We start from the raw sequence: 15,077 nt of genomic DNA on the forward strand, positions 1-15,077 counted from the left end.
TTTTTTGTTTTTTGGACTATAAGAAAGTTTAGGGACAATGGGCCGGCAAACGACCAAAATAATTCCTTCTATCAGGCAGCAAAAATAATGAGCTTTGAGGCATGGCTGACCCTAGGTGTTATCGTCCTCATCCTGGGATTATTAATGTTCACCCGCAAACCCCCCGATGTTATCGTGGTCGGCGGAGTAACCTTATTGCTACTTGCTGACGTACTCACCCCTACAGAGGCCTTAGCGGGTTTATCTAACCCGGCAATGGCGACAGTCGGCGTGCTATTTATCGTCGCTGCAGGCCTGCGCGAAACCGGCGGCATTGACTGGCTGGCCCATCATCTGCTGGGCAATGACCGCTCGCTAGTCTGGCTCCAAGCCCGGATTATGGTCCCCACTGTCACCGTGAGCGCTTTTATGAATAACACCCCCGTGGTGGCCATGCTTATCCCTGTAATCACTGATTTTGCTCGCCGGCACAGTCTGTCCACCTCAAAGCTCATGATTCCCCTAAGCTACGCGGCCATTTTAGGAGGAACTTGCACCCTCATCGGCACCAGTACCAATCTTGTCGTTAATGGTCTGCTAATCACGCAAGCTAAATATACCGACCTAGGCTTGTTTGAAATCGCCTGGGTGGGAGTGCCTATCGCAGTATTGGGGATTATTTATATACTCCTATTCGGACGTTGGTTACTTCCGGATCGGAAACCCGTTTTCAGCAGCTGGGACGATCCTCGGGAATATACGATGGAGATGCTGGTTCAATCCAGTAGCCCCCTGCTAGGGCGCACCATTGAAGATGCAGGCTTACGCAATCTGCCAGGCATGTATCTGGTTGAAATCAACCGCCAGGATCAAGTTATCCCCGCAGTGCGGCCCAATGAGAGGCTCCAGGCCAACGATCGGCTGATCTTTGTGGGGGTAATCGATACTGTCAAGGACCTGCAGAAGATTCGCGGGCTAATGCCTGCCACTAACCAGGTGTTTAAGCTCGATTCACCCCGCTCCGAGCGCTGCCTGATTGAAGCAGTCGTCTCTAATACCTGCCCGCTGGTGGGGACCACAATCCGCGGAGGCCAATTCCGCAGTGTCTATAATGCAGTCGTCATTGCAGTGGCACGTAATGGGGAAAGAGTCGGCGGGAAGATTGGCGATATTATCCTCCAGCCTGGAGATACCCTTCTTTTAGAAACTCGTCCTTCCTTTTTAGAACAACAGCGCAACTCACGGGATTTTTTTCTGGTCAGCGAAGTGGCCGACTCCAATCCTCCTCGCCATGACCGGGCTTGGATAGCCCTTACCATCTTAGTGGCCATGGTGAGTACTGTGACTTTACAATGGCTCAGCTTGTTAGAAGCCGCCCTCGTTGCTGCCGGGCTCATGATTATGACTCGATGCATTCACACCGCAGCTGCACGCCGCAGCGTGGACTGGCAGATACTTATCGTCATCGCGGCCTCTTTGGCTCTTGGCCAGGCGCTGCAACATACCGGTGCTGCTATAAATATCGCCCACATGGTACTGAGCTTCGTAGGCGATGACCCCTGGATAGCCCTGGCTGTCGTGCACTTGCTCACTGTACTGATGACCGAAGTCATCACCAATAATGCCGCCGCCGTCCTCATGTTCCCTATCGCCTTGGCGACCGCCGATAACCTTGGGGTTAACTTCATACCCTTTGCCATTTCCATCATGGTCGCCGCATCGGCCAGCTTCGCCACTCCAATAGGCTACCAAACGAACTTAATGGTGTATGGTCCTGGCGGCTATCATTTTATGGACTATCTCCGAATCGGACTTCCACTTAACCTCTTGGTATGGGGAATGACTGTTTTTATTGCCCCCAGAATATGGCCATTTTAAATATCTATTGAAGATACTGGGTATTAATTTCTTGGAAAATCCGGTAATATATTTGGACTAGCGAGTACCATAGACCACAATAGTCTTGCCTTTAACCCAAATCAAGCCCTGTTGCTGTAGCTCTTTAAGCACCCTTCCTGCCATCTCCCGAGAACAACCCACAATCCGACTTATCTCCTGCCGGGTAATACGGATTTGCATACCATCGGGGTGAGTCATGGCATCAGGCTGCTGGCACAGATCGAGCAATGTCCGCGCAATCCTGCCGGCGACATCCATAAAGGCGAGATGGCCCACTTTGCGGTTAGTCTCTAGTAGGCGTCGAGTGAGCTGACGCCCAAGAGCGAGGAGGATCCGATGATAATGCTCAGCAAGCGGACCTTGAACTAAAAGCCGCAATCGTTCATAGGTGATTTCCGCTAATTGGCAGGGGGTTCGAGCCCGTACTAACACGCTCCGATTTTGGAGTTCGGTAAATACCCCCATCTCACCGATGAAATCCCCCTTGTTAAGGTACGCTAAGATGAGTTGATTCCCCTCCTCATCTTCCATATAGACGGTTGCTGAACCTTTGCGGATGTAATAAAGGGTATCTGCCGGGTCTCCAGGATGCACAATAGGTGCCTTGGCAGGAAAATTCTTAATATGGCAGTACTCAAGAAAATGCTCAATGGAAGGTTCCCCCTCTGAGCGCAAATTCCGTAGCATTGTCGTCCTTCCTAACAGAGGTTCAGTCATAGTGTGGAGCCCTCATCCTAAGTCAATTCATATAGTAATATTGGCAGCGATAAGAGCATCTTTAATGACACGGGAGTTATCGCCGATGAAGGCACGTATTAAATGGATTGAGGGAAGCAGTTTCGCCGGCCAATCAGGAAGCGGCCACACCGTAGTGATGGAGGGTCCTCCAGAGAGTGGCGGGCGCAATTTGGGCATTCGTCCTATGGAAATGCTCCTGTTGGGAATGGGCGGCTGCACTGCCTTCGATGTCGTCCAAATCCTACAGAAAAGCCGACAACCGATTACCGATTGCGAAGTAGAGATTTCGGCCGAGCGAGCAGAAACCATACCTAAAATATTTACCCATATTCATGTCCACTTTAAAGTCTCCGGCCACGGACTTAAAGCGCACCATGTTAAACGAGCTATTGAGCTTTCTAGCGAAAAGTACTGCTCGGCCTCTATCATGTTAGGACAAACTGCTGCTATTAGTCACAGCTATGAGATCATTGACCTCGGCTAATTTAGGAGAGGAAGCCTAGTCCGCGCCCAATTAGAGACAACGGACTTGTATTAGAACTTATGGTAATGGTAGAACTAAAATTTAGATTTGGGATCAATTGAGAGGGCAGTAATCATTGGATAAGCCTCCAGCAACGGCCGGCCTGCGCCATGTCGCCTTATTCGTGAGTGATCTTGAGGCCTGTGAGAATTTCTATGTAGCCCTTCTGGGGATGCGAGTCGAATGGCGTCCAGATGCAGATAATGTGTATCTTACCTCAGGTCATGACAACCTGGCACTCCATCGAACGCCTCCGGATCAATCCCCGATAGGGCCACAGAGATTGGATCATATTGGCTTTATCATTCCTACCCCTGAGGCAGTAGATACCTGGTATGAGTATCTCAAGGCTCACCATGTGCCTATAAAGGCAACGCCACGCACCCACCGTGATGGCACCCGTAGCTTCTACTGCACTGATCCTGCAGGCACAACGCTACAACTCATTTACCACTCTTCTCTTGCCGAAAAATAGTGAGATAATGCGCCGCCCATGAGGGCGGGCAATATCTCCTAGGGTTGTCATTAGTCAGCGAGGAGGAAAGAGACACAAACAATGACACCTCTCTTTAATAAGATCAAGCTACATGGCTTCAATAATTTAACCAAAACGTTGAGCTTTAACATCTATGACATTTGCTATGCGCAAACACCTCAGCAGCGTCGGGAATATATTGAGTATATCGACGAAGAGTACAACGCTGAACGATTGACCCATATCCTGACCGAGGTGGCTGAAATTATCGGTGCCAATATCCTCAACGTTGCCCGGCAAGATTATGAGCCCCAGGGGGCCAGCGTCACCATGTTGATTGCTGAGGATGATACTAAGGAGAGGGAACAATTCACCAGCACAGAAGAGCCAGGTCCTCTGCCAGAAAGCCTTGTCTGCCACTTAGACAAGAGTCATCTTACCGTCCACACTTATCCGGAAAGCCACCCGGAAAATGGGATTAGTACATTTCGTGCTGATATTGATGTTTCTACCTGTGGTCGGGTCTCACCCTTGCGAGCACTCAACTATCTCATCCATAGCTTAGAATCAGATATCGTGACGATGGATTATCGAGTCCGGGGTTTTACCCGCAGTGTAGATGGAGGTAAGCATTTTATTGATCATGCTATAAACTCCATTCAAAACTTCATCGCTGAAGATACCAAGGAACGGTACCACATGATCGATGTCAATATCTATCAGGAAAACATCTTTCACACCAAGATGATGCTTAAGAATTTTGATCTTGATGATTACCTATTTGGAGGAAATGCCTCTGATCTCGCACCTAGGGAGCAGCAAAAAATTGCCAACCGAGTTAAAACCGAGATGCTAGAGATTTTCTATGGCAAGAATATGCCTCATATTGAATAACTTTGGAAATGATTTTAAAAGTTAAAGTGAAAAAAAACAGGAAATTACTGTCCCTTAACACAAGGGCCTAGATGATTCGATCCGTCTCTTCCATGACCCCCTCAATAATCCCGGCAAGGTGGTCTACCAAGACCGGATCGAAGCTGCCGTCATCAGTGTTTCGAAGTGGGGTAAATAGCTTTTCTAATTTTTTCCGCTGATGCTCTGGGATAGAGCGGGCGCTCGCAGTTTCAGTGGCATTATCAAGGCTGAGAATATCCCGTTGGGCGTGAGTCCGACGTGTTACGGCAGCATGATGATAGAGTGCTCGCCCCAGCACAACATAGGGGAAATTGATATTGCGTGCTGGGCCAACTCGCAATTCTGTTCCACCCAATGGCAACCCTAGCATTTTGACGTCCGAGATACGATTATAAGAGAACCAGGCTGAAGCTCCCACCACCATAGAGCCAACGGCAGCCCCCAGCAAAAAAGAAGTTCCTCCTACGGCTAAATCCACCCCCGATCCGACGAGTGCCCCGCTTGCGGCCCCGGTTGCAAGCAGTTGACGCCGTTTTAGTCCCCAAATATTCCAACTGTCTAGAGAAAAGAGATCCTCATCGAGTATTTCAATTTCTTTTTCTTGACTTTTCAATTCATGGTAATCATAAATATCTTCAATAGCGCGGCGGCCTTTTTGCTCAAAGCTACGTAACTTTGCTTTATATTTTTTAGCCAACGGCAATTCATAGGCGCGGGGATCCTCCTCAGAAGAGACCCGCTTGGTCACGCTAAGCGTAATCATATCCGCTAACATCTCAGCAATGCGCAAAGCACTGCGTTGACGCCGAGCACAACGATCTTCTTCTAGAATTTTCACTGCTCGGCTCAGTGGCGACTGCCATTCCTCTCGCAGTTGACCAAAGGCCTTGAGTAATTCAAGACGCTTGTGAAACTCTGCCGTAACGGCGTTAAATACCCGGACAATCCTAAAATATTGGCTTAATGCCGCGCGCCATTCTTCAATATAATTGTCGTGGCCAATCATATTAATAAGCGCAATGCTAGGTTGCCCTGTCCACCGCAGGATTTCCATCTCAGCTTCATACTCCTCACCATAGGGGCGGGAACCATCAATGACATACAAAATACCGGCCCCCCTCATCAGGGGATCAAGCAGTTCACATTCATCCACAAACTTACCTGTATTGCGATGAGTCTTCACAAATTGGCGGACGACGGCGGCCCGTTCTGCTGCCGTTGCCGCTCGCGCTTTCATCCATGCCAGTACCTGCCGCGCCCGCTGAAACCCGGGCGTATCTATTAAGATATATTGAACCTCGCCATCCACCTTCATGGGGAAGTGACGACATTTGGCGGTAGTACCCGGTATCGATGAAATTTGGACCGATTCATCTTGGGCAAGCGTGGCTACAATACTTGATTTGCCCTTGTTAGGATGACCCACTACGGCAAAGACGGGAGCCGACATTATTAGCTTGCCTCGAAATTTAATGGCCGGAAATCAAGCTGTGGGTCCCCCAGGCCTTGCAGTTTTTTCCGCCAAATCTCTAAGTCATTGGGCTCGGCAGCAACAAGATCGCGCTCATAGTTGAGCGCCAGTGGGATTACTGTAATCAGCCGTTGCGGTCCCAAAGCAGTCCGAAGCGCTTCTAAAAAATCCAAGAAATCCAAAAGAGGAGGTTCCCATGACTTGACAGTAATGATAATAGCGACTTCACCTCCCACCGTACGCAATTCCTCAATGATACGCTGGTCCTGCTCGATGGGATTTTTACCCCCCGCATGGAGTACATGACTGATGTTTACCGCCATAGCCAACCGCAACGCATCTTCCAGGCGGCGTTCATCCATATTAATCCTGGCCCAGTTAACCAGATATCCTTTAGCTCCGGCAAAACTCTCACTATGAAAAGGTTGTATTGCCTCTAGAACGGGTACTACCCTTGCTTCAGGCTCTACCGCCGCTGTTTCAACCACCGCATGATTCATGCGATCAAGAACCTGGGTAGCCCCTGGTGCATGGATTAAAGCGCTATTTAGCGCAGCATTAAAACGCCAATGGGCGAAAGCTAATGTGAAAAGCCTTGGCAATAGCCCATAAAAGATGATGCACATGAACAGAAATTCCCACCACTGCCCAAGTGCCACCAAATCCTTAGTTACCAACTTCACTCCGTTGGGCAACATTCCCCCATTTAATCGATAAAACCGGGTCACTTCAATGAGTTCGACAGAAGGAACCGCCCCCCCTAACCAATCACGCCAGGGCCAAGCCAGTTGCTGCATAAGCCACTGGAACCTTTCAGTTTGGAACTCCAGGGTAGTACTCCACCCAAAAGCCAGATCAGAAATGGTGACTAGATAAAGGCAACTCATTAATGCGCCCAAATTAAAAGCCACGGCGAACACCTGGGAAAGCTGTAATATCAACCATTTTCTCAGTTGACCGTAGGTGATGTGGCGCGCCTTTTGGTGGCCTAAGGCAGCCTCAAGGGCTAAGCGATAGTCTGGTGATAAAAAGCGTACAATGACAGGGGCTAATCGCCCTGGGCTCAACACACCAAAGAGATCCTGCAGCAACCGTGCTCCAGGGATAAATCGGAGTAAATTCCGGGGCAGCGCAATTATAGCGGACATCAACAAAAGCAAGAGTTGAAGCCCCACAAATACTGCTAATACGCTGACCACATTGACCGGTTGCGTACCATCATAGGCGAACACCCCTAAAACAGTTACCCAGCCGGCAATCACCCCCAAAAAAAACAATGTCAGCGTAATTAAACGAAGGATTCTGGCGGCATTATCGCCAGGAAGCTCCCTTTTACCCTCCGTGACTCGCCATAACCAGTGACGAAGCTGACTCCGGGGTTTATTTTCAAGGTGCCTCAGTTCCCGCCCAATATGACGGTCACGGTGGCGCAACTCTCCAGGATCCATGGCTGCATCCAAATCCATTTGCATGCTGAGGTCTACTAAGTCGGCGAGAATCGAACGATGTGATGCATGCTCCATAAAGCCACTGTTTCTAATTCAAAAGGTGACGAGGCCCTTCAAGACAGGACATGATATTTAAACACCGGCTACCCGCCTCTAACGAATTACTAGGGCATGATGGTTTGTGGTATTTACACCCATCATAACGACAGGCTAACTAACTAAAATATTGAGCCAATAGGGGGAGTGTGAAACTACATTTGAACTGTTAGTCTAATTTCGGGTATAACCTAGCTAGTGTAGCATATTTCAGGGCCCTGGCAGCCCCTGGCGGCTTTCCCCTTCATAAATCTCTCGGCTAGTGGTGGTAAAATGGTAAAATCTTCAATCATGCTATTATATTCTGTCAATTTGAGTACACAGGGGGAAAGGAAAGCCTAATCATGGGCGAAAACAACGGTAAACAGACGGTACCGGATCCAGGGCAACCACAGCTCCAAGTGGAAGAGCTGACTTGCCGTCGTGGTGAGCGATTACTGTTTGAAAATATGAGCTTTACCGTTAAGGCGGGAGACGTCCTTGAGGTCTCCGGTCACAACGGCTCAGGCAAGACCAGCTTACTACGGCTACTGTGTGGCTTATTGATACCCGAGAAAGGCACGCTCCTGTGGCGTGGACAACCTATTAATAAGATAAAGCCGCTGTATCACAGCGAACTTGCCTATGTCGGCCATACCGATGCCATCAAGGGAGATTTGACTGCCCGCGAGAATCTCATAATAGCGGGGGCACTCAATGGGGGAGGCATAGACCCAGAACAGGCCCTAGAACGGGTAGATTTATCCAGAATCCGGGAACTCCCTGGCCGTTTCCTGTCGGCAGGACAACGCCGTCGTTTGGCGCTCGCGCGACTCTTAGTAAATCGGGCACGGCTATGGCTTCTGGACGAACCCTTTACAGCTTTGGATAAGGTGGCCATCCGGACCATCGCTACCTTACTGGAGGAGCATGCTGCGGCAGGAGGAATGGCGGTTTTTACCAGCCATCACGCCATCAATATCGCCCACGCTCGAACCTTAGAAATTTCTGCCTAGACTTCCCTATGACTAGTTTAGCCTTACCGATGAACGGCTCTACCCTCTCCCAAGCTTGCTGGTGGCTCGCCAAGCGGGATCTTCTCTTGGTACTCAGACATCGCAGCGATGCGGCCAATCCACTCCTTTTTTTTATGATGGTAGCCAGTATTTTTCCACTTGGCATCGGACCAGAAACTGAGATTTTACGGCAAATTGCACCGGGTATCATCTGGATTGCAGCTTTACTTGCCACTTTGCTTTCTCTAGAAGCAATGTTCCGCTCGGATTTTGATGACGGCAGCCTAGAACAGCTGATTCTAAGTCCTCATCCCTTGCCCCTATTGGTGCTTGCAAAAACTTTTGCTCATTGGCTAGCTACAGGCCTGCCACTGCTCCTGCTAGCGCCCCTTTTAGGGTTAATATTTGGCATTTCGGGTTGGCCTCTGGCTGTCTTATTAATTACTCTCTTGGTAGGCACACCGGCTCTGAGTTTGGTGGGGGCAGTGGGTGTTGCCCTGACTGTAGGATTAAGACGGGGTGGGCTATTGCTTGCCTTGTTACTGCTCCCATTATATGTCCCCATATTAATCTTCAGTGCTGGTGCTGTAGAAACTGCAGCCCAAGGCTTACCTGCCGATGGGCAGCTTTATCTTCTTAGCGCCCTATTAATACTGGCCGCAACCCTGGCGCCCATAGCCACCTCGGCCGCTTTATGTATCCGAATGAGTTGAGCAAAACCGATGCACTACCTACCCTTCCATCATCGATACCAGCATTTGGCATCACCCAAGCACTTTTACATTTGGTCTAGCCGCCTGATTCCATGGCTGGCAAGCATAACTGCGCTCTTGATAATTGTCGGCCTCTACTGGGGACTGGTGATAGCCCCCGTGGATTACCAGCAGGGTGATAGCTACCGAATTATATTCATCCACGTCCCGAGCGCCTGGATGTCTCTGTTCATTTACATGGTTATGGCCTCAGCAGGCGCCATCGCCTTAATCTGGCGGGTCAAGGTTGCGGAAGCCATTGGTAGTGCCAGCGCTCCATTGGGCGCTTCCTTTACTTTGTTGGCGCTGATTACAGGATCACTGTGGGGCAAGCCCATGTGGGGAACCTGGTGGGTATGGGATGCGCGCCTGACCTCGGAGTTAGTCCTGTTATTCCTCTATTTAGGTTACATGGCCCTGCAGTCAGCCATCGAGGATCCCCGGCAAGCCGCCCGGGCGACTGCTATCCTCGCCTTGGTCGGGGTAGTGGATTTGCCCATTATCCATTACTCGGTAGAATGGTGGAATACCCTGCATCAAGGGCCGACGGTCACTAAATTCGACGCTCCTTCCATTCACTGGAGTATGCTGGTCCCCTTGCTCATCATGGCGACCGCATTCATGACTTACTATGGAGCTCTACTCCTGCATCGGACTCGTTCGGAGCTCCTTGAGCGGGAACGCAATAACAACTGGGTCAAACAAGTACTCGGTTCTTCATAGCTTCTTTATTTCCTCGACTGGTTTAAGTTTTGCGAATAACGATGAACTACCATACCCTTTCTAGGGTCCATTTCACGGGCAGACTTTCTCAATGATATCGCTGGACAGGTTTAAATGCCCTAGCAGCTAGGGCATTGTTATAGCCGGAGAAACCACTAACCGGCCTTTGATTACGATAGTACCTAAAATATATTTTCAATCACTACCTCGAAATTTGCTCCTGAGTTATGAATATATTGCAGGAATTTTTCCATATGGGCGGATATGCCCTTTACGTGTGGACGGCCTACGGGATTGCTGCCATCGTATTGGTGGGCAACATTGTCCAAGCCCAAATCCGGCAACGCCGAATAACCCGTCAGATACAGCAGGAGGATAAGTCATGACTGTGCGCCAAAGACGGTTTGCGATGGTAATGCTGGTGGTTGTAGGAGTATCCATTGCCACCGGCCTGGGACTAAAAGCCTTTCAAAAGAATATTCTCTTCTTTTACAACCCAACCCAAATCATGGCTGGAGAAGTCCCCTCTGACACTAACATCCGAGTCGGAGGGGTGGTGGTTGATGGTAGCGTGAAACGAGAAAGCGGTAGCCTAGATGTGCAGTTTGCGCTTACCGATATGGCGGAGACGATGACCGTGGTTTATAGCGGCATCCTCCCTGATCTGTTCCGCGAAGGACAGGGAATCGTTGCCATGGGCAAACTCGGACCCAATAATGTATTCGAAGCCAGTGAAGTTTTGGCTAAACACGATGAAGAATACATGCCGCCTGAAGTTGCCGACGCGCTAGCCAAAACCAAAACCAGCACCGAGGACAAGCTATGATTCCAGAACTTGGCCATCTTGCACTGATTCTTGCACTCACCCTAGCCCTCGCCCAATCAATATTGCCGCTCATTGGAGCACAGCGTGGAGTCATTGGCTGGATGAACGTGGCGCGGACTGCGGCCTACGGGCAGTGTGTCTTTTTAGCTGTGGCTTTCATCTGCCTTGCCATCAGCTTTATCAATAATGATTTCTCCGTAGCCTACGTAGTCAATAATTCCAATTCCGCGTTACCGGTAGCTTATCGCTTCGCCGCCATCTGGGGTTCCCACGAAGGCTCGTTGCTGCTATGGAGTTTCATTCTAGGCTTATGGATGGTTGCAGTCGCTTTGTTTAGCCGCAGTATCCCCCTGGCTTATATCGCACGCGTATTGGCAGTAATGGGCATGATTAATGTCGGCTTTTTGCTGTTCATGATTCTGACCTCCAATCCGTTTTTACGCCACTTTCCCGCCCCCCTAGACGGACAAGATCTCAATCCGTTGCTGCAAGACCCGGGTCTGGTCATGCATCCTCCCATGCTCTATATGGGTTACGTCGGCTTTTCCGTAGCCTTTAGCTTTGCCATCGCAGCGCTTATTGGCAAGCGCCTAGATGCAGCCTGGGCTCGGTGGTCTAGACCATGGACCGTGGTCGCCTGGTTATTTTTATCCATCGGCATTACCTTAGGGAGCTGGTGGGCCTACTACGAGCTCGGCTGGGGCGGCTGGTGGTTTTGGGATCCGGTGGAAAATGCCTCCTTTATGCCGTGGCTAGTCGGCACCGCTCTCATTCACTCCCTGGCGGTGACTGAAAAACGCGATGCCTTCAAACGCTGGACAGTATTACTCGCTATCTTTGCCTTTTCCCTCAGTCTGCTAGGAACTTTCCTGGTCCGTTCTGGGGTACTCACTTCCGTACACGCCTTTGCAACCGATCCTACCCGCGGCGTTTTTATCCTCATCTTGTTGGGAATCGCCGTCGGCGGATCCCTGCTGCTCTATGCCATGCGGGCACCGTTGGTAAAAGACACCGGCCGTTTTCATCTCCTTTCCCGGGAAGGCTTTCTTTTGGCCAACAATGTAGTGCTCATAGTAGCGGCCGGCAGTGTATTGTTGGGTACCCTCTATCCCCTGGTTCTCGAGGGTTTAGGGCTAGGTAAAATCTCAGTGGGCCCGCCCTATTTTGACACCGTGTTTGTGCCTTTGATGGTTATCTTGGCCTTTCTGTTAGGAGCAGGTCCCATAGCACGCTGGAAGCAACAAAGCCTGGGTGAACTCATCAAAAGACTAGGTTTTATTTTTGCCATTAGCCTAACCATCGGGATCTTGGTGCCTTATGCTGTTGATAAAGGAGAATTCTTTAGCGTAGCTGCCGGACTTACGGTTGCTATATGGATCGCCTTAAGCACCCTCCTCGGGCTCTGGAATCGACTTAGAAACCGGGGTGGAATTGCGGGGGTAGGTTCCTTATCACGAAGCTTTATGGGAATGTCGCTAGCCCATTTGGGCTTTGCCGTCTCCATCGTAGGGGTCACCTTAACAACGATGTATGGACAGGATCGGGATGTGGGTGTTGCCATCGGCGAGGCAGCAGAATTAGGCGCCTATGAGTTCCGGTTAGATGACATTCGTGAGGTAAATGGCCCCAACTACCGGGCCCTCGAAGGAACCGTATCCGTTCTCAAGGGTGGAGAATTGATTACTACGCTCCAAACCCAGAAACGTATCTACCGGGTCCAAACCTCCCCCATGACAGAAGCCGGTATTGATGCAGGCCTGTTCCGAGACTTGTTTGTCGCCTTAGGAGACTCACTGGGAGACAATACTTGGAGTCTGCGCATTCAATTTAAACCTTTTGTTCGCTGGATCTGGCTGGGAGGATTGTTAATGGCCCTAGGTGGTACCATTGCAGTCAGCGATCGGCGTTATCGGGTGAGCATGCAGAAAATGCGTTTTAAGCAGCTCAAAACTTCTCAACCTGAGGCTACAGCTGAAGTCTAATGTTGCGCTATACCATTCCCTTAATCATTTTTATAGGCTTAGTGCTATTTTTTGCCGATGGACTGCAACGGGATCCTCGACAGGTCCCGTCGCCGTTCATTGACAAACCGGCTCCAGAACTCGGGGTACCTCGGCTAAAAACGCCTGACCAAGAAATCTACCGCAGTGATCTGCTTGGCAAGCCGGCCCTAGTCAATGTGTGGGCCAGTTGGTGCGTCGCCTGCCGCGCAGAGCATGAGGTTCTGCTCCGGCTAGCAAGAGAAACCCAACTACCCATCATTGGGCTCAATTACAAAGACAAACGGGAGGCAGCACTCCAGTGGCTAGCTAACCTAGGCGATCCTTATACGACCATTGCTGTGGATGCCGACGGCCGAGTGGGTATCGAGTGGGGCGTTTACGGGGTTCCCGAGTCCTTTCTCCTCGATCCCCAAGGTGTTATCCGTTATAAGCAAATCGGACCCTTAACCTGGAAGGTCGTTGAAGAGGAGCTACTCCCTTTAATTCAGTCATTCGAGACCCAAGGAGGTTGAAATGATACGGATGTTGCTTCTGGTCATTGCTTTAATGGGAACCCAGGCCTTTGCCGCCGATCCCGCTATCTTTGAGTTTGACGACCCAACCCAAGCAGCCAGATTTCAACAACTGGCTGAAGAATTGCGCTGCTTGGTCTGTCAAAACCAGTCTCTGGCCGACTCCCATGCTGACCTCGCCGGCGATTTGCGGCGTGAGATTCATCAAAAGATGCAACAGGGCGCCACCAATGAGGAAATCGTTGATTTTTTGGTGCAGCGTTACGGAGATTTCGTGCTTTACCGCCCCCCTGTGCGGCCCACCACTTATCTACTTTGGTTTGGGCCGGCATTACTCTTAGTACTAGGATTCGGCGTGTTCATTGTCTCGATGCGAAGACGTAACCAAAGTTTGACTCCTACCCTTTCTGAAGCTGAACACCGCCGTATGGCCAAATTACTGGAGGAAGAGGACTTATGACCTCCTTGTCGACATTTTGGATAGCTGCAGGGGTAATGGTACTCTTTGCGCTTAGCTTTTTGCTCCTTCCCTTATTGCGTCGCCGTGATCAGCAAACACTCGACGAAACTACCGCAGAAATTGCAGTCTACCGCGAACGGTTGCGGGAACTGCGCGCCGAACTGCGCAGCGGTACCCTAACTGAAGAGCAATTCTCCCAAGCCCGACGCGAGCTAGAAGAGGCCATGGCTGCCGATCTTGCCACGGGCTCCTCTGTTGAACTCAAAACAAAACGGCACTGGGTCACAGCTCTTATTTTAGTGGTATTCACCCCCTCACTGGCTTTTGTAACTTACCAGCAACTTGGGGCAAGTGATGAAGTTGCGCAGTTCCTGGCCATGGAAAAGGAATCTCAGCAAGAAATGGACAGCATGCGTCATGCCATGGAAGGGCTCAAGGCACGCCTTGCAGAGAATCCTGAGGATATCCGAGGTTGGCAATTACTAGGCCGAACCTATCTTGCCACTAATGAGTTTGCGAAAGCAGCAGAAGCATTAGGTCGTGCCTATGCTCTGGATGATCAAAATCCCGATGTCATCCTGGATTATGCGGAGTCGCTTGCTACAAGCCAAGGTCGGCGCCTACAAGGAGCCCCTTTGAAGTTGGTACATCGCGCCCTTGAGATTGCCCCTCAACATCCCAAAGCTTTATGGCTAGCCGCGGTAAATGCGCTTCAAACCAATCAAAATGAGGAGGCTAAAACCTATCTGGAACGGCTTGCTTCTCAACTCCCGCCAGGCAGTGAGGAAGAACGCATGGTGCGTACTCACCTAGCGCAATTGTCACCAGAAATGGCAGCCAGAGGGAATGGAGCCACAGAAACTCGTGCTCCAGCAACAGCGAGTGCCAACACCGATAAAGGCAGTACCCAAGCCCCTCGCATTGAGGTAAAAGTAGCGCTTGATCCAACCCTGAAGGATGAGGTTTCAGAAACTTCTACGGTATTCGTTTTCGCCCGTGCCGCCCAAGGTCCGCCTATGCCCTTAGCGGCTGCCCGCCACCAAGTAAAAGATTTGCCTCTCACAGTAGTACTTGATGACTCCCAGGCAATGATGCCTAGCATGAAGATGTCCAACTTTAGCGAGTTTAAAGTCGGGGCTCGAATTTCTTGGTCAGGTAATCCCATACCCCAGAGTGGCGATTTCCAAGGATTTGCCGAAGGTACTATTCCGGCAGCCCCTTCCGGTCCCGTATCGGTAACAATCAACCAGCGCGTTCCCTAA

The 15,077-nt window shown here is 50.4% G+C and carries 16 protein-coding genes; 13 read left to right on the forward strand and 3 right to left on the reverse strand.

Features of this window, described 5'->3' with window-relative positions; translation table 11 throughout:
- The first annotated feature begins 87 nt into the window (after nt 1–87).
- The gene (locus E3U44_RS18870) at nt 88–1,857 is read left to right on the forward strand and encodes an SLC13 family permease (protein WP_134359573.1); all 1,770 of its coding nucleotides are present in this window, start codon (nt 88–90) and stop codon (nt 1,855–1,857) included.
- A gap of 57 nt (nt 1,858–1,914) precedes the next feature.
- On the opposite strand, the gene crp is transcribed toward E3U44_RS18870, so the two are convergent.
- Complete coding sequence (crp, locus tag E3U44_RS18875; RefSeq protein ID WP_134359574.1) at nt 1,915–2,565, reverse strand: cAMP-activated global transcriptional regulator CRP; 651 nt, start codon at nt 2,563–2,565, stop codon at nt 1,915–1,917.
- 115 nt (nt 2,566–2,680) lie between these two features.
- On the opposite strand from crp, the gene E3U44_RS18880 reads away from it, so the two are divergent.
- From E3U44_RS18880 to speD, 3 genes are all read left to right on the forward strand, one after another.
- Nucleotides 2,681–3,100 carry an OsmC family protein gene (locus E3U44_RS18880; protein WP_134359925.1) on the forward strand — a complete coding sequence of 140 codons (420 nt, stop codon included), beginning with the start codon at nt 2,681–2,683 and terminating at the stop codon, nt 3,098–3,100.
- 115 nt (nt 3,101–3,215) lie between these two features.
- Nucleotides 3,216–3,614, forward strand: coding sequence for a VOC family protein (locus tag E3U44_RS18885; protein WP_134359575.1), 399 nt, complete (start codon nt 3,216–3,218; stop codon nt 3,612–3,614).
- 81 nt (nt 3,615–3,695) lie between these two features.
- Nucleotides 3,696–4,508 (forward strand): adenosylmethionine decarboxylase, encoded by an 813-nt coding sequence (gene speD / locus E3U44_RS18890; RefSeq protein WP_134359576.1) that lies wholly within the window; start codon nt 3,696–3,698, stop codon nt 4,506–4,508.
- Between the two features lie 67 nt (nt 4,509–4,575).
- On the opposite strand, the gene E3U44_RS18895 is transcribed toward speD, so the two are convergent.
- Together E3U44_RS18895 and E3U44_RS18900 are read right to left on the reverse strand one after the other, a co-directional pair.
- Nucleotides 4,576–5,979, reverse strand: coding sequence for a DUF3482 domain-containing protein (locus E3U44_RS18895; RefSeq protein ID WP_134359577.1), 1,404 nt, complete (start codon nt 5,977–5,979; stop codon nt 4,576–4,578).
- Nucleotides 5,980–5,981: 2 nt separating this feature from the next.
- Nucleotides 5,982–7,523 (reverse strand): DUF2868 domain-containing protein, encoded by a 1,542-nt coding sequence (locus E3U44_RS18900; protein ID WP_134359578.1) that lies wholly within the window; start codon nt 7,521–7,523, stop codon nt 5,982–5,984.
- Between the two features lie 365 nt (nt 7,524–7,888).
- Here E3U44_RS18900 and ccmA point away from each other — a divergent pair, with 365 nt between their 5' ends.
- The 9 genes from ccmA (at nt 7,889) to ccmI (ending at nt 15,077) form a co-directional block, all read left to right on the forward strand.
- Nucleotides 7,889–8,539 (forward strand): cytochrome c biogenesis heme-transporting ATPase CcmA, encoded by a 651-nt coding sequence (gene ccmA, locus E3U44_RS18905; RefSeq protein ID WP_134359579.1) that lies wholly within the window; start codon nt 7,889–7,891, stop codon nt 8,537–8,539.
- Nucleotides 8,540–8,547: 8 nt separating this feature from the next.
- Nucleotides 8,548–9,252, forward strand: coding sequence for a heme exporter protein CcmB (gene ccmB, locus E3U44_RS18910; protein WP_134359580.1), 705 nt, complete (start codon nt 8,548–8,550; stop codon nt 9,250–9,252).
- A 9-nt stretch (nt 9,253–9,261) separates the two neighbouring features.
- Nucleotides 9,262–10,014 carry a heme ABC transporter permease gene (locus E3U44_RS18915; protein WP_134359581.1) on the forward strand — a complete coding sequence of 251 codons (753 nt, stop codon included), beginning with the start codon at nt 9,262–9,264 and terminating at the stop codon, nt 10,012–10,014.
- Nucleotides 10,015–10,268: 254 nt separating this feature from the next.
- A complete protein-coding gene (ccmD, locus tag E3U44_RS18920) occupies nt 10,269–10,400 on the forward strand; it encodes a heme exporter protein CcmD (RefSeq protein WP_240761664.1) in 132 nt (43 codons plus the stop codon).
- A complete protein-coding gene (gene ccmE / locus E3U44_RS18925) occupies nt 10,397–10,840 on the forward strand; it encodes a cytochrome c maturation protein CcmE (protein WP_134359583.1) in 444 nt (147 codons plus the stop codon). The genes ccmD and ccmE overlap by 4 nt, the downstream gene beginning before the upstream one ends.
- Complete coding sequence (locus tag E3U44_RS18930; protein ID WP_134359584.1) at nt 10,837–12,822, forward strand: heme lyase CcmF/NrfE family subunit; 1,986 nt, start codon at nt 10,837–10,839, stop codon at nt 12,820–12,822. Before ccmE ends, E3U44_RS18930 begins: the two co-directional genes overlap by 4 nt.
- Complete coding sequence (locus tag E3U44_RS18935; RefSeq protein WP_134359585.1) at nt 12,822–13,355, forward strand: DsbE family thiol:disulfide interchange protein; 534 nt, start codon at nt 12,822–12,824, stop codon at nt 13,353–13,355. The genes E3U44_RS18930 and E3U44_RS18935 overlap by 1 nt, the downstream gene beginning before the upstream one ends.
- A 1-nt stretch (nt 13,356) precedes the next feature.
- Complete coding sequence (locus E3U44_RS18940) at nt 13,357–13,815, forward strand: cytochrome c-type biogenesis protein (RefSeq protein ID WP_134359586.1); 459 nt, start codon at nt 13,357–13,359, stop codon at nt 13,813–13,815.
- Nucleotides 13,812–15,077, forward strand: a complete 1,266-nt coding sequence (gene ccmI / locus E3U44_RS18945; protein ID WP_134359587.1) for a c-type cytochrome biogenesis protein CcmI — start codon at nt 13,812–13,814, stop codon at nt 15,075–15,077. The genes E3U44_RS18940 and ccmI overlap by 4 nt, the downstream gene beginning before the upstream one ends.

The organism is Nitrosococcus wardiae, from assembly GCF_004421105.1.
In the GTDB taxonomy this organism is placed as follows: domain Bacteria; phylum Pseudomonadota; class Gammaproteobacteria; order Nitrosococcales; family Nitrosococcaceae; genus Nitrosococcus; species Nitrosococcus wardiae.

Excerpts from the sequence above, each read along its gene's own strand:
- E3U44_RS18935 (WP_134359585.1), top strand. The coding sequence starts at position 12,822 with ATGTTGCGCTATACCATTCCCTTAATCATTTTTATAGGCTTAGTGCTA.
- E3U44_RS18895 (WP_134359577.1), bottom strand. The coding sequence starts at position 5,979 with ATGTCGGCTCCCGTCTTTGCCGTAGTGGGTCATCCTAACAAGGGCAAA.
- E3U44_RS18880 (WP_134359925.1), top strand. The coding sequence starts at position 2,681 with ATGAAGGCACGTATTAAATGGATTGAGGGAAGCAGTTTCGCCGGCCAA.
- E3U44_RS18900 (WP_134359578.1), bottom strand. The coding sequence starts at position 7,523 with ATGGAGCATGCATCACATCGTTCGATTCTCGCCGACTTAGTAGACCTC.
- E3U44_RS18940 (WP_134359586.1), top strand. The coding sequence starts at position 13,357 with ATGATACGGATGTTGCTTCTGGTCATTGCTTTAATGGGAACCCAGGCC.
- ccmA (WP_134359579.1), top strand. The coding sequence starts at position 7,889 with ATGGGCGAAAACAACGGTAAACAGACGGTACCGGATCCAGGGCAACCA.
- crp (WP_134359574.1), bottom strand. The coding sequence starts at position 2,565 with ATGCTACGGAATTTGCGCTCAGAGGGGGAACCTTCCATTGAGCATTTT.
- ccmE (WP_134359583.1), top strand. The coding sequence starts at position 10,397 with ATGACTGTGCGCCAAAGACGGTTTGCGATGGTAATGCTGGTGGTTGTA.
- ccmD (WP_240761664.1), top strand. The coding sequence starts at position 10,269 with ATGGGCGGATATGCCCTTTACGTGTGGACGGCCTACGGGATTGCTGCC.
- E3U44_RS18870 (WP_134359573.1), top strand. The coding sequence starts at position 88 with ATGAGCTTTGAGGCATGGCTGACCCTAGGTGTTATCGTCCTCATCCTG.
- E3U44_RS18915 (WP_134359581.1), top strand. The coding sequence starts at position 9,262 with ATGCACTACCTACCCTTCCATCATCGATACCAGCATTTGGCATCACCC.
- ccmB (WP_134359580.1), top strand. The coding sequence starts at position 8,548 with ATGACTAGTTTAGCCTTACCGATGAACGGCTCTACCCTCTCCCAAGCT.
- E3U44_RS18930 (WP_134359584.1), top strand. The coding sequence starts at position 10,837 with ATGATTCCAGAACTTGGCCATCTTGCACTGATTCTTGCACTCACCCTA.
- ccmI (WP_134359587.1), top strand. The coding sequence starts at position 13,812 with ATGACCTCCTTGTCGACATTTTGGATAGCTGCAGGGGTAATGGTACTC.
- speD (WP_134359576.1), top strand. The coding sequence starts at position 3,696 with ATGACACCTCTCTTTAATAAGATCAAGCTACATGGCTTCAATAATTTA.